Genomic DNA, 13416 nt, shown 5'->3' on the forward strand with positions numbered 1-13416 from the left:
TCCCAGCCGGGACCACACACCATTTCCCCAGGTCGAGGCGATATAAGCCGCTCTCAATCGTCGGAAGATCCCGACAGCGCGGGCTCTTGAGCCCGGCCGCGGGCGGCCTCGAAAGACGATCCTCGCGGCCCGGAATCCCGATGATTCGAGCCGGCCTCGCCGAACCACTGATCCACGTCGGTGATCCGGGTGTCGGCGTTGAGCGTCTCGCCCCGGAAGAAGGCGTTGCCGGTCTGCGCGTTGAACAACTCCCTGAGGTTGGCGGCGACGGCGCCGCGGGACTCGCTCGCAACGGACGCCTTGAGGAAGGCCTTGAGGTTCTCGCCCCTCGCGTAGAGCACGGCGAGCGGGACGCCCAGCACCAGCAGCCCGACGCCCATGATGAACACGCCGCCGACGGGGCCGAAGTGGGTCTTGCCGTACGTGGGCGAGAAGCTGTCGACGGCGGTCTTGAGGAAGGCCGCCGTCATCGCCAGCGCACCCAGCAGCGGCAGCGCGCCGCGCACCCAGAAGTTCCGCACCGAGTCGACGAGCTCGCCGCGCCGGCCGAAGGTCCACACGCACGCATAGGCGGTCAGCGCGTAGTAGAACGTGGTCACCAACGCGAGCGAGGACACCATGTCCGGCAACGAATTCTGGCTGAACAGCGTCATGACGCAATAGATCGCAAACCCGCCCGCGCCGATCACGACGGTCGCCACCCAGGGCGTCTGGTAGTGGCGATGAACCAGCGCGAACCGCCGCGGCACCGCCCGGTACACGGCCATGGCCAGCACCGTGCGCGCGGTGGGCGCCGCATAGGTCAGCACCGCGCCCAGCGACGACGAGCTGATCGCCAGCAAGAGCAGCACCGCCAGCCCGCCGCCGAGCACCGGGTCGCCCAGGACGCTGAGCGCGTCGTTGGCGTGCGCCGGGTTCGTCAGACCGATTCCGGTGGCGCCGAAGCCGGCGAAGGCCTGCAGGGCCACGCTCACCAGAACGTATGTCCCGCAAAGGATGACCGTGGCCAGGATGGCGGCGCGGCCGGGGTTCTTGCGCGGGCTTTCGGCCTCCTCCGCGACCGACAGGGGCGCGTCCCACCCCCAATACGCGAACACGCACAGGACGGTGCCGCTGGCGATATGGGACGCCGACAACCCGGTGGGCAACAGCCAGCCCGGCTGCGGCAGCACCGCCTGCGGCCCGGCGTGGTGGGTGTAGACCTTGACCAACGCGAAAGCGCTGAGCACCAACAGCATTAACAGCTCGACGGCCAGCAGCGCGGCCTGGTAGCGCTGGGTGCCGTCGATGCCCCGCAGGCACAGGACGACTATCAGCGCGACCAGCGAGGCGCCGACGGCCAGTTGGGTCGCCGGCGAATGCGCGCGCGGACTGAGGGCCACCAGCGCGGCGACGCCGACGAGCACCAGTAGCACGACCTCGGCCACCAGCAGCCGCGCGGCCGACCGGGACCGCTCGGTGCGCTCGAGGCCCCGCCACCGCAACGCGAAGAGCGCGACGACGATCACCACCGCCGCGCCGCCCACCGCGATCCGCGTGGGCGCCGAATGCGCGAGCGAATCGAGGTCGAATGCCTCCAGCAGGTAGACCGCCGCGACCTGCGCGGCGTTGCCGACGGCCACCGTGGCCGAGATGACCAGAGCCCAGCCGCCGATCCACCCGACCCAGGGCCCGAAGGCCCGCGTGGCCCAGGTGAAGGTGGAACCGCAGTCCGGGGCGTCGCGGGCCAGCTCGCGAAACGCCAAGGCGGTGAACACCACCGGAACAAAACCGACGATGAACAGCGACGGGGTCTTGGGGCCCGCGACGGCCACGAGCGCCGCCAGCGCCGCGGCCAAACTATAGGCGGGGGCGACCGAAGTGACTGCGATGACGACGTTTTCGGCCAGGCTGAGCGTCCCGGACCGCAAACCCTTGTAGGTGACCCAGACACCCGACGTGCGCGCGGTCACGGCCCGCCGACCGGGTGCCTCGACTTGATTTTGACCTCGCTGATGCTCTGCGCGACCCGGGAAAGCTTGTCGGAGCAGGAGAAGTACTGACCGATCTCACGAACGGCTTGCTCAAACGCTTCCTTGTGGATGATCGGCGGTGCGTCGTACACCCGCCCGAACGGCTTGTACATGAGGCGAGGCGCGCCGTCGGGTTTTGAGCCCGCGTATTCGACGTCGACGTCCCAGAAGCCCAGCCGCGCCAACGAGTCTCGTTGGGCCTCGTCGTCGCACTCGAGGTACCAGCCGCGGGCGCCCATCCCGTCGCGGGCCGCCGGCTCGTCCTCGCGAAGCTTCTTCCGTCCGTCCCGCACCTTCTTTTCGCCGTCGCGGACCATGTCCCGGCCGGCCCCGAACCGGCCTTTCCGCCGGCCCTGCTGCACCTGTTGCTCGCCGTCGCGCACCAGCTGCTCGCCCTCGCGGACGACGTGCCCGCCGTCGCGCACCATCCGCTCCTCGACGCGGGCGACGAGGGTCCGCAGCACCTCGTGATCGCGCAACGGGCCGAGCACGCCCAGGGGACCGCAGAAGCCCGCGTTCGGTGTTCGCAGGAACGACGCCATCCCGTCGCATTCCTTCGCGCGGGCGTCGCTGCGCAGCGTCCACAGGTGGTAGCGATAGGCGTGCCGGTCAGTGGAGCCGTTCGCCGGTTTGAAAGCGTTGCGAAACGCTTCGCCGTCGATCGCCGTGTCCTTGCCCTTGAACACCCGCTCGTAAAAGCCGACGGCACGGTCGAGTTCGGGGTCGCCGTCCTTGATGACCTCGTTGACGTGCAGGCGCTGCTGGGTTTCCCAGCCCAGGTAGGTGCCGAGGCTCTTCAGCTCGACACCGTCTCGGGCGTCGAGGAACTTGCACATCGCGGTGAACGCGGCGCCCTCCTGCGGCTTGGGAATTCGCATCGCCCAGCGCTGGTACTCGTAGAGGAGGGTCTTCACCGTTTGTTTCGGAACGACGGAAACCTCGGCGCCGCTGCGCTTCTCGTCGAACCTCCCGCCGGCGCACAGCTTGGCGCTCAGCAACATCGTGTCGACGGGGCTCTTCTCGTCGGCGAGGGCCGGTTGCACGTAAGGGAAGTCGAGGAACCGATAGCCCCAGTTGTGCCAGGTCCTGGCAACCGCGAACGGGTCGATGCCATGCAACGCGCGTTGGGTGACAAAGGGATCGTCGATCTCCGCGGCGATCCAGTCGAGCGGGCAATTGCGGCTCTTGTCCGCGTCGTCGTGCAGGGTGCGCTCGGTCTCTTCCAGCAGCCGGCGCCCCCATCCCGTCCGCCGGTGTTCGGGTTGGATGACGATGTACTCGATCACCCCGGCGTTGGGTTCGTTGAGGTAGTCGGCGATAGCGCCGCCGATCGGTTTGTTATCGCTGCCCAGCACGACGATGACGTGGTAGTTGTTCTTGCCGTACCACCCGGTTTCCTTGAGGCGCAGATAGTTTTCTATCTCGTCATAGGTTTCGCGTTCGTTCTCGTCCGGGAATTCGGGCACGAAGCAGTCGTCGTAGAAGGCTCTCAACAGGTCGAGGTCGGTGTCGCGGGTGGAGCGCAACTCGTGGAAGGTGGGCGCCTCCTCCTCGATGTCCCGGTAGTAGTCGTTCACGATTTCCGGCAGCGCGCAGGCGGAGTAGTCACCGCCGCGGAACGGGTCGCTGCCGTCCGCGTCAAACCGCAACCGGCGCAACGCCCTTCCGTGGCGCTCGTTCAGTTGCGCCTTGTCCGCGAAGCGTTGCATCCGCACCGAGATCTTCTCCAGCGGCACCTCGTAGCGCATGTGGTAGCCGCAGCCGGTCTCGTCGATCGCGCATGCGAATCGGAGCACGAGGTCGGGTTCGGCGTGCAGCATCTCCATCGCCGCTTCGACCGCGCCGCGCGCGAGTTGGTTGGCGTAGAAGTCGTAGGCCTCGCGGTCGGCGACGTTGGCGTGAATGAAAAACGGGATGAGGTCCCGCCATTTGTGAGAAGGGTTGCGCGGCCGGGGTTCCGGAGCGTCGGGGTCCTCCTCGCACATCACGAAGATGATCCACAGGTAGGCCGAGTAATACTGCGCGAACACCTGCTCCTCGGTGCCGCCGGCCGGGCGGATCCCGTCGGCCTCGCCGACGACGTCGAGGACCAGCCGCTGGTCTTGCCAGATGGCGACCTGGGCCGGGCAGAACCCGGCGGTGCCCAGGCCCGGGCCCCACTTCAGCGTGCCGGAAACGTGGGCCCGCAACGCGAGTCCGTCCTCGGCGCCGCCGTCGGGGCCCGCCAGCGTGCGAAGGATCTCCGGCGACGAACACCGCAACGTCAGCGACGTGTTCTCGTCGCCGTAGCCGTACTGCAGCGCCACCTCGCCGTGCCATTCCGGGCAGGTGCAGATGGGGGTGCTGGGTCCCCACAGCAGCCAGCAGTCGAAGATGAACGACTGCAACTTGCGTGCCTTCTTATACCGCAACGGGTCGTCCGGGCGGATGACCGACCGCCCGTACGCGTCGACGACGGGCTTCCACTGCTCGTCGTTGTAGGCCAGCACGCCGGTCAGCAGGTGCAGCGGCACCACGAAGCCGGATTTGATCGTCACCTTGGACAAAAAGCTGGTTTCCCCGCAGGCGTTGAAGTAACGCGCGATGTTGTCGTCGCCGAGCAGCGCCTGACAGTTGTCGAGAACGATTGTCCGGTCGGCTTCTTCCTGCTTCGCGATCTTTTCCAGGCGCCGGTTGATCCGGTCCGACCACTTCTTGGTCGCGAGCTTCCATTCCTCTTTGACGGCGGCGTATTCCTGATCGCTGTTCGACCGCACCCGGAGCGGCTTTTCGGGCGCCCGGTCCAGCAGCTCGATTTCGATGCGCAGCCGCGTCGCCTTGGACAGCGAGCGCAGCTGCAAGCCATGCACCATCAGCTTGAACAACGTCGCGGTGGCCTGCAGGGACAGGTTATTGCGGCCGTGCTGGGGCAGGCTGCGCCGCAGCAGTCGCCAGCTCGGAATGAGCTGGCGGTACACCAGGATAAGAAGCGCGCTTACCGCCAGGAGGAAGGTGAATTTCCCCCAGAGACTCTGCAGATAGTTCAGCGTTTGCATGCGACCAACGGCCCGTGGCCGGGTCGACGGGTTACCGGGATCTGCGACACGGTGAGAACCTCTTCCGCAACGCGTTGGGCGCTTCGTCGGGGCTTAAATATCTCACAGAGCGCGCCGAAACGTCCCCTAGAGCGGACAAAAATAATGGCAGCATCAAGGGGTGACCACCGGGATACGGGTCCGCGACATGCGGTCCGAGCTGAGCGCCGGCGTCGTCGAGGACATCTATCGCGAGATCCTCGCCCCGTCGTTCGGGCCCGACGAGCTCGATCCGCTGCCCACGATCCTCGGCGGGCTGGCCGACGGCGGCGCGGCCAGGGGATTGTGCGCGTTCGACGGCGAAACGCCCGTCGGCTGCATCGTGGGATACCGCTATCCGCGCTCGCGCGTGCTGTTGATCGGCTACCTCGCGGTGAAGCCCGGCCTGCGCGGCGGCGGCATCGGTCACGCGTTGATGGACGCCGCCGAGCAGCGATGGTACGAGGACGCCGACGTCGTGCTGGCCGAGGTCGAAGATCCGCGCCGTCATCCTGTGCTCGGCGACATCGACCCGAAGCGGCGTGCGGCGTTCTATGCGCGGCGCGGCGCGCAGGTGGTGGTCGGCCCGTACTTCCAGCCGCGGCTCGACCCGGAAAAGAAGCGCGTCTACGACCTGTTCCTGACCGTCCTGAACCCCGGCGAGGCTGCCCCCGAAAACCCAGTTGCGACAGAGCTTCTCACGAACTTCATCCTCGAGTACTTTCGGGACTCGGGGGAGGGCAGCGACTTTCCGCGGGCCGACGACGCGGAGGGACAACGCCTGCTGGCCTGGTACCGCGGCCGCGACACGGTCCCGTTGCACCCGATGAGCGACTACGCACGGATCGCGATTCCCCCGCTCGGCGAATAATGACCAAGACCAAGAGAGGAGGGTGACGATGGTCGGCAACCAGGAGGGGATCGGCGTGCTGAAACTCGAATGCCCGCAACGCCACCCCGTGGGCCGGATCCTCAAGGAGGCCCCGCACCAGACGGTCCAGTACGACCCCGGCGCCGCCGTCGGCCCGCGCCGCTTCTGGCCGGACGAACACGAGCAGCCGCAGTTCACGACGCAGTGCCGCTTCTGCGACAAGCCGGTCGGCGAGGCCACGGCCGCGCTGCAGGACCAGCTGGCCGCCGTGATCGCCGACGCCGCCCAGACGACCGCGACCGCCGCGCTGCAGTATCGCTAGACGGGGCCTCCTACTGAAAGAGTTACAGTAGCGGCCGTGACGACACCGCAGAGCGCCCCCCGCCCGCCCGAGGGCGATTGGCTGGGCACGCCGTATCTGACCTTCGAGCGCCAGGGACCGATCGCCGTCTGCACCATCGACCGCCCCGAGGCGCGCAACGCCCTGACCCCCGCGATGTACTTCGGGATCCGTTGCGCAGTAGGGCGAGTCAGCGAGGACCCGGACCTCGCCGGGCTGCTGATCACCGGGACCGGCGACGTGTTCGCACCCGGCGGCGACATGGGCGGCGGGGGAGCCACCGACAACTGGATCACCTTCGGCTCGGCGCTGGGCATGGACGTGACCCCGTTCGACGCGGTGCGGACCTCGGCCAAGCCGGTCGTCTCCGCGGTCAACGGGCTGTGCCAGGGCGGCGGCATGCAGATCGCCCTGTGCAGCGACGTGTCCGTGGTCAGCGAGCGGGCGACCTTCCGCGTGCCCGAGCTGTTCCGCGGCTACGCCGACACCTACTACAGCCAGATGCTGGTCCGGCTGATCGGGCCGGTGCGCACCCGCGACCTGATGTTCACCGGCCGGGTGCTCACCGCGGCCGAGGCATTGGACTGGGGCCTGGTCACCCGGGTGGTGCCGCACGACAGCCTGCTCGCCGAGGCGAAAGACATACTGGCGCAGGCGTGCCGGACCGCGCCGCGCGCCCGCGGCGTCATCAAGTCCAGCATCGACAGCTACCTCGGCCTGTATGACCGCATCGGCATGAGCGCCAGCCTGAGCGACGCCGAGGCCCGGGAAGGCTTCCGGGCGTTCAAGCAGCGCCGCTCGCCGGACTGGGTGCACCCGGAGCTGCGAGCCGAGGGCCGGCTGTAACCGTCAAACATTGCGCGCCCGGCCGCGCCAATGCGGCTCGCGCAGCGTGGTTTTGAGGATCTTGCCGCTCGGGTTGCGGGGCAGCGATTCCACGAAGTCCACGGTGCGCGGGCACTTGTATCCGGCCAGGTGACCGCGGCAGAACTCGATGATGTCTTTCGCATCGACCTCGTGGGTGGCGACGACGATCGCCTTGACCGACTCGCCCCAGTAGTCGTCGGGAACGCCGATGATCGCGGCGTCGGCGACGGCGGGATGCTCGATCAGCACGCTTTCCACCTCGGGCCCGTAGACGTTCTCGCCGCCGGTGATGATCATGTCCTTGATCCGGTCCTCGATGTAGACGTAGCCGTCGGCGTCCAGGCGGCCGACGTCACCGGTGCGCACCCAGTCGTCGGCGGTGATCGTCTCGGCGGTCGCCTCCGGCCGGTTGAGGTAGCCGGTCATGTTCTGGTTGCTGCGCACCCAGATCTCGCCGGCCTCCCCGGCGGGCAGTGGCTCGCCGGTTTCGGTGTCGACGACGCGAATCTCGCAGCCCAGCACCGCCTTTCCCGCCGATAGTTGCAGGCCGGGCCGGTTGGGATCGCGGTGGTCGGCGTCGCCGAGGGCGGTGACCGCCCCGCACAGTTCGGTCTGCCCGTACACCTGCACGAAGCTGATGTCGGGCCAGGTGTGCAGCGCCCGGTGCAGCAACGGCAACGGCATCGGCGCGGCGCCGTACACGATGTAGCGCAGGCCCGAGATCGCCGCCGGATCCGCCTCGACGAACCGGGCGATCACCGGCGGGACGAAGAACGCGTGGGTCGCGCCGGCCCGCACCGCCCCGATCACCGACGCGGCGTCGGGTTCGCGGGTCATGATCGTCGGCGCCCCGGCCCGGATGCCGAACAGGGCATAGCCGATCCCGCCGACGTGAAACAGGGGCATGCACACCAGGTTTGCGTCGCCGTCGTCGAACGGGAATGCGGGCGCGAGGTTGGCCGCGTGGTTGGCCAGCGCGCGCTGGCTGAGCAAGACACCCTTGGGCCGCCCGGTGGTGCCGGAGCTGTAGATGATCAGCGCGGTCTCGTCCTCGTCGACATCGGCCGGCGGCGCGGGTGTCGCTGCGGCGAGCAGGGATTCGTACTCGTCGCCGACGGTCACGATGCGCTCCAAGTCCGCGACGCCCGCGGGGACGGCGGCCCGCAGCTCGGCGCCGACGAAAAGCAAGCGTGGGCGGCTGTCGTCGAGCACGTGAGCGAGCTCGTCGCCGGTCAGCCGCCAGTTGACGACCGTGGCGACGACGCCGATCGAGGCGGCGGCGAACAAAATCTCCAGGCACGCCGGGTGGTTCTTGTCCAGGAACGCCACGCACTGGCCGCGATGCACTCCGGCGTCCCGCAGCGCCCCGGCCGCGCGCCGGATCCGCGACGCCCACTGCGCCCACGACCACTGCCGATCGCCGTAGCGGATCGCGATGCCGTCGGGCCGCTGCCGGGCGTGACGCTCGACGAATCCGGCGAGCGTCTCCGTCGTGTCGGACGTGGTCTCGGCTGGCATAACCCCTCCGCTGCGGTGCGTGTGATCCCTGAAGAGTGTGCCCTGCGGGCCCGGAGCGCGCCTCAGCGGGCGGCGGAGTCCGGTCAAACCGACTGTGCCACAGACGTTGTCAGGGCTCGCCGACCTCGGCGCCGTCCTCGTCGGCCGGTTGGCGTCGTTGGGCGCGTCTCACCACCAGCCAGACGATCAGCAGTCCCACCCCGAACACGGCCCCCTTCAAAAGGACCACCAGGGTCGCGCTGCCGGGCGAGAGGCCGTACACGAAGATCGCCACGATCGCGGACATGACGATCGCGACCACGACGGCGATGAGCGGCTTGTTCGCCGCGAGCTTGCGCTTCACGAGCCCGGCGTATTGGGAACCGTGCGACCGTCGCTGCCCTTCTTCGACGGGGGCACCACCGTGTTTGTGCCTGGTTCACGCGATTTGGCGTTCTGGTCGAGCCCGTCCATGCAGCCGGCGATGTAGTCGGTCTTGTTGAGCCCGCCTTCTGGCGCGGTGATGGGACTGTTGTCGGATTTGTACGCCTGCTCGCACGCCTCCTGGTGCGAGACCGGCGCCATGTTCCGCCCTTCGCTGAGGCTGAAGTATCCGTAGGCGGCCATCTCGGCGTCGCCATGGGTGCCGCTCGCCAAGCCCATCTTGTAGGACTGCGAAGACTTGTCCACCGGATGGCTTCCGCCGCCGCCCCCGACCGTAAAGAAGATTATGGCGACGACGACGGCGACCGCTGCGCCCGCGGCGATGAGGATGATCTTGCGTTGCCCGAACTGGCCAGGCCCCGCGGTGGGCGGAGGCGCCGGGGGCGTCTGCGGCGGGGGCGGTGGTGCCGCGGCGGCGTGGTCGGGCGCCGTCGCCGCCGTGTCCTTCCGCTGGCGCTGCGGAGTCCAGTTCTGGCCGTCCCAATAACGCTGCGCGGCGGGGTTCTCCGGGTCGTCGTACCAGCCGGGCTGGGGTGTGGTCATGTTCGGTGCCCCTCTCTGGACGGGTGGTCACGCCTATGCTCCGGCCAGCGGCTTGGAGGATTCTTGGCAGGCGCGCCGGCCCTCCTTGTCCCACAGGAAGTGTCGCAGTTTTGGGCCGAGGATCCTATGGGTTTTGCCAAGTTGCCTTGGAATTACCGATCCGCGAGGGCGCCCGCCCCGGCGCAGGCGCGTGTGCCACCATGACTGCCATGGTGAACGCCGATCGCGCCCGGTCCCGGACCTTCGTCGTGACGGGCGCGGCTTCGGGCATCGGCCTGGCCACCGCCAGGCGCCTGCTGGCCGAGGGCGGCAGCGTCGTCGGCGCGGACGTGGCCTCCCCGCCGGACCTCGGCCCGGAATTCCATTTCGTCACCGCCGACATCACCGACGAGGACGCCATCGCCGCGGTGCTGGCCGCGGTGCCCGACCGCCTGGACGGCGTCTTCCACGCGGCCGGCGTCGCCGGCGGCGGTCCGGTGCACCTGCTCGAGCGCAAGGAGTGGGACCGGGTGATCGGGACCAACCTGACCGGCACGTTCCTGGTGGCCAAGGCGGCGCTGGCCAGGATGATCGAGCAGCCCCGCGTCGACGGCGAACGCGGCTCGATCGTCACCGTCGCCAGCATCGAGGGATTGGAGGGCACCGCGGGCGGCAGCTCCTACAACGCGGCCAAGGGCGGCGTCGTTCTCCTCACCAAGAACATCGCGCTGGACTACGGGCCCAGCGGCATCCGGGCCAACGCCATCTGCCCCGGCTTCATCGAAACCCCCATGGCCCAAGGCGTTTTCGGCCTCCCGGGGATGGAGGGACCGCTGGCCTCCATCACCGAGGAGCACGCCCTGCAACGGCTGGGCCGCGCGGAGGAGGTCGCGGCGATGGCCGCGTTCCTGCTGTCGCCGGACGCCTCGTTCGTCAGCGGCCAGGCCATCGCCGTCGACGGCGGCTACACCGCCGGCCGCGATCACGGCGTCGTCAAACTCTTCGGCTTTCCCGAGTAGCGCCCTAGGATTCGCGCATGGTCACTCCCGACGAGGCGATCGAGGCGATCCGCGGCACCGGCGGCGCGCAGCCCGGCTGCCGCGCGCTGCACGCCAAAGGCACCCTGTACCGCGGCACGTTCACCGCAACCGCGCAGGCGCGGGAACTTTCGCGCGCGCGGCACCTCGACGGATCGGCGGTCCCGGCGCTGATCCGGTTCTCGAACGGGTCGGGCGACCCGGCCCAGCGCGACGGCGCGCCCGGCGTGCGCGGGATGGCGGTGAAGTTCACGCTGCCCGACGGGTCCACCACCGACGTGTCGACGCAGACCGCCCGGCTGTTCGTCTCCAGCACGCCGGACGGGTTCGTCGACCTGCTGAAGGCGATGCGGCCGGGCCCGGCGACGCCGCTGCGCATGGCCAAACACCTCCTGACCCACCCGCGGCTGCTGGGCGCGCTGCCGGTCCTGCGCGACGCCAACAAGGTCCCGGCGAGCTACGCCACCATCGAGTACCACGGCCTGCACGCCTTCCGCTGGGTTGGCGCCGACGGCAGCGCGAGATTCGTTCGCTACCAATGGGTTCCGGCCGCCACCGACACCGGGCCGGCCGCCCGCGGCGAGGGTCCCGACTTCCTCACCGACGAGCTGAACGCGCGCCTGGCGGGCGGACCGGTGCGATTCGACTTCCGCGTCCAGATCGGCGGCCCCGACGACTCGACCGTCGACCCGTCCGCCGCGTGGCGCGGCACCCAGACCGTCACCGCCGGCACCCTGGAGATCACCGGCCTCGACACGCAACGCGAGCACGGCGGCGACATCGTCGTGTTCGACCCCATGCGCGTGACCGACGGCATCGAGCCGTCCGACGATCCGGTGCTGCACTTCCGCAGCCTGGCCTACTCGGCGTCGGTCAAGCTGCGCACCGGCGTCGACCGGGGCGCGCAAGCGCCGCCCGCGTAAGTGCTGGCTTCCCACGTGCTCCTGATCGCCGCGGCGGGATTCGCCGCAGGCACCATCAACGCGCTCGTCGGGTCGGGCACATTGATCACCTTCCCGACCCTGGTCGCGCTGGGGTATCCGCCGGTCACGTCGACGATGTCGAATGCGATCGGCCTGGTGGCGGGCAGCGTGTCGGGCACCTGGGGCTACCGTGCCGAGCTGGCCGGCCAGTGGAATCGGTTGCGCTGGCAGATCCCGGCCTCGTTGGCCGGGGCCGTGCTGGGCGCCTTCCTGCTGCTGCACCTGCCCGCGACGGTGTTCGCCGAGATCGTGCCGGCGTTGTTGACGCTGGCCCTGGTGCTGGTGGTGATCGGGCCGCGGCTGCAGGCGTGGGCGGGCGAGCGGGCCGAACGAGCGGGACGGTCGGCCGAACACGTCACGCCGGCGCGGACGGCGGTGCTCGTGCTGGCGACGTTCGCCGTCGGCGTCTACGGCGGGTATTTCACTGCCGCGCAAGGCATCCTGCTGGTCGGGGTGATGGGCGCGCTGCTGCCCGAGTCGGTGCAGCGCATGAACGCGGCCAAGAATCTCCTGACGCTGTTGGTGAACGTCGTTGCGGCCGTGAGCTATTCGATCGTGGCCTGCGACCGGATCAGCTGGCCGGTCGCCGGGCTGATCGCGGCGGGATCGCTGGCCGGGGGATGGGTGGGCGCGCGCTACGGCCGGCGGCTGTCGGCGACCGCGCTGCGCTCGACCATCGTGGTGGTCGGGCTGATCGGGCTCTACCGCCTGGTCACGCTGGCGTGACGGTGACCACGTCGATGACGTCGCGCACGTCCTCGCGCTTGCGCCACGCCCGCAGCTGCCGCATCGCCCCGTTGCCCTGCGTGGCGACGCGGTCGAGTTCGGCTGTGACACCGTCGTATTCGCCGAGCGACTCCAGCGCCGGGCGCATCCGTTGCACCAGCGTGCCCAGCAGCTCGCGCGCCGGAATCGCGCCGCGGCCACCCTCCACGTCGAGCGAGCGCCCCGACAGCCCGTCGTGGGAGGCCTTCCAGTACGCCGCGCGCAACGCCCCGGGCGGCAACCGGATTGGCCGATCGTCGAGCGCGGTCATCACCGCGGCCCTGATCAGGGTCGCCAGCAGCACGGTTTCGGCGACCGTCGCGGGCACGTCGGCGACGCGCACCTCGACCGTCGGGAACTGCTCCGAAGGGCGCACGTCCCAATAGATCATGTCGCGATCCAGGATCACCCCGGTATCGACCAGCATGCGCACCGCGCGGTCGTAGTCGTCGAGCGAGTCGAAGTACGGCGGCGGTCCGGCGGCGGGCCAGCGCCGCCACAGCACGCTGCGCCAGCTCGCGTGGCCGCTGTCGGCGTTGCGGTAGATCGGCGAATTCGCCGACAGCGCAAGCAAAGACGGCAGCCACGGACGTAGCCAGTTGCTGACGTGCACGGCGGCCGCGCGGTCGGGCACCTCGACGTGCACATGGCAGCCGCAGATGCCCTGCTCGTGGGCGATCATCCCGAACTCCGCGCCGATGCGCCGGTACCGCGGGGTGTCGGTGACGGGAAACTCGTGCGGCGTGGCGGGCGGCAGCCCCGAGGCCAGCAGCCGGACCCCCGCGGCGTCGGCGGCCTCGGCCGCAACCCACCGCAGCCGGGTGAGCTCGCCGCCGAGTTCCGCGCTGGTCGCCGCCACGCTGGAGGTGGTCTCGACCTGGCAGCTGCTCAGTTCCAACTGCAGCTCCACACCCCGGCATTCGGTCTCCTCGGCCACCGCGGCGTTGCGGGGCGTGGGTTCACCGGTGCGCGCGTCGACGAGGAGGAATTCCTCTTCGGCGCCAAAGGTGGGAGGGTGGCTCAGC

The 13416-nt window shown here is 69.4% G+C and carries 12 protein-coding genes; 6 read left to right on the plus strand and 6 right to left on the minus strand.

Annotated elements, in window-relative coordinates; translation table 11 throughout:
* Nucleotides 1-53 precede the first annotated feature (53 nt).
* Nucleotides 54-1952, minus strand: a complete 1899-nt coding sequence (locus AC5Y4Z_RS00475; protein ID WP_499960256.1) for an APC family permease — start codon at nt 1950-1952, stop codon at nt 54-56.
* The gene (locus tag AC5Y4Z_RS00480; protein WP_499960257.1) at nt 1949-4969 is read right to left on the minus strand and encodes a GNAT family N-acetyltransferase; all 3021 of its coding nucleotides are present in this window, start codon (nt 4967-4969) and stop codon (nt 1949-1951) included. The genes AC5Y4Z_RS00475 and AC5Y4Z_RS00480 overlap by 4 nt, the downstream gene beginning before the upstream one ends.
* Nucleotides 4970-5207: 238 nt before the next feature.
* Here AC5Y4Z_RS00480 and AC5Y4Z_RS00485 point away from each other — a divergent pair, with 238 nt between their 5' ends.
* From AC5Y4Z_RS00485 to AC5Y4Z_RS00495, 3 genes are read left to right on the plus strand one after another with little or no spacing between them, the layout of a single operon-like run.
* A complete protein-coding gene (locus tag AC5Y4Z_RS00485) occupies nt 5208-5936 on the plus strand; it encodes a GNAT family N-acetyltransferase (RefSeq protein WP_499960258.1) in 729 nt (242 codons plus the stop codon).
* 28 nt (nt 5937-5964) lie between these two features.
* On the plus strand, nt 5965-6258 hold the full coding sequence (locus AC5Y4Z_RS00490; protein ID WP_499960259.1) for a hypothetical protein: 294 nt from the start codon (nt 5965-5967) through the stop codon (nt 6256-6258).
* A gap of 36 nt (nt 6259-6294) precedes the next feature.
* Nucleotides 6295-7122, plus strand: coding sequence for an enoyl-CoA hydratase/isomerase family protein (locus AC5Y4Z_RS00495; protein ID WP_499960260.1), 828 nt, complete (start codon nt 6295-6297; stop codon nt 7120-7122).
* A gap of 3 nt (nt 7123-7125) precedes the next feature.
* Here the strand turns inward: AC5Y4Z_RS00495 and AC5Y4Z_RS00500 are convergent, their stop codons facing one another.
* From AC5Y4Z_RS00500 to AC5Y4Z_RS00510, 3 genes are all read right to left on the minus strand, one after another.
* A complete protein-coding gene (locus tag AC5Y4Z_RS00500; protein ID WP_499960261.1) occupies nt 7126-8661 on the minus strand; it encodes a long-chain-fatty-acid--CoA ligase in 1536 nt (511 codons plus the stop codon).
* Nucleotides 8662-8770: 109 nt separating this feature from the next.
* Complete coding sequence (locus AC5Y4Z_RS00505) at nt 8771-9004, minus strand: hypothetical protein (protein ID WP_499960262.1); 234 nt, start codon at nt 9002-9004, stop codon at nt 8771-8773.
* Nucleotides 9001-9627: a DUF2510 domain-containing protein gene (locus tag AC5Y4Z_RS00510; RefSeq protein WP_499960263.1), complete on the minus strand. Its 627-nt coding sequence runs from the start codon at nt 9625-9627 to the stop codon at nt 9001-9003. Before AC5Y4Z_RS00510 ends, AC5Y4Z_RS00505 begins: the two co-directional genes overlap by 4 nt.
* Nucleotides 9628-9827: 200 nt before the next feature.
* Here AC5Y4Z_RS00510 and AC5Y4Z_RS00515 point away from each other — a divergent pair, with 200 nt between their 5' ends.
* The 3 genes from AC5Y4Z_RS00515 to AC5Y4Z_RS00525 are packed head-to-tail and all read left to right on the plus strand — an operon-like array spanning nt 9828 to nt 12352.
* Nucleotides 9828-10625, plus strand: coding sequence for an SDR family NAD(P)-dependent oxidoreductase (locus tag AC5Y4Z_RS00515; RefSeq protein WP_499960264.1), 798 nt, complete (start codon nt 9828-9830; stop codon nt 10623-10625).
* A gap of 17 nt (nt 10626-10642) precedes the next feature.
* Nucleotides 10643-11566, plus strand: coding sequence for a catalase family peroxidase (locus AC5Y4Z_RS00520; protein WP_499960265.1), 924 nt, complete (start codon nt 10643-10645; stop codon nt 11564-11566).
* Nucleotides 11567-11581: 15 nt separating this feature from the next.
* A complete protein-coding gene (locus AC5Y4Z_RS00525) occupies nt 11582-12352 on the plus strand; it encodes a sulfite exporter TauE/SafE family protein (protein ID WP_499960266.1) in 771 nt (256 codons plus the stop codon).
* Here AC5Y4Z_RS00525 and AC5Y4Z_RS00530 read toward each other — a convergent pair.
* Nucleotides 12339-13415, minus strand: a complete 1077-nt coding sequence (locus AC5Y4Z_RS00530; RefSeq protein ID WP_499960902.1) for a glutamate--cysteine ligase 2 — start codon at nt 13413-13415, stop codon at nt 12339-12341. The genes AC5Y4Z_RS00525 and AC5Y4Z_RS00530 overlap by 14 nt on opposite strands.
* Between the last annotated feature and the right edge of the window lies 1 nt (nt 13416).

It is taken from the genome of Mycobacterium sp. NGS63 (assembly GCF_059812295.1).

What these genes read in the sequence shown, in the direction of transcription:
- AC5Y4Z_RS00490 (WP_499960259.1), top strand. Translation starts at nt 5,965, where the DNA reads ATGGTCGGCAACCAGGAGGGGATCGGCGTGCTGAAACTCGAATGCCCG.
- AC5Y4Z_RS00515 (WP_499960264.1), top strand. Translation starts at nt 9,828, where the DNA reads ATGACTGCCATGGTGAACGCCGATCGCGCCCGGTCCCGGACCTTCGTC.
- AC5Y4Z_RS00510 (WP_499960263.1), bottom strand. Translation starts at nt 9,627, where the DNA reads ATGACCACACCCCAGCCCGGCTGGTACGACGACCCGGAGAACCCCGCC.
- AC5Y4Z_RS00520 (WP_499960265.1), top strand. Translation starts at nt 10,643, where the DNA reads ATGGTCACTCCCGACGAGGCGATCGAGGCGATCCGCGGCACCGGCGGC.
- AC5Y4Z_RS00500 (WP_499960261.1), bottom strand. Translation starts at nt 8,661, where the DNA reads ATGCCAGCCGAGACCACGTCCGACACGACGGAGACGCTCGCCGGATTC.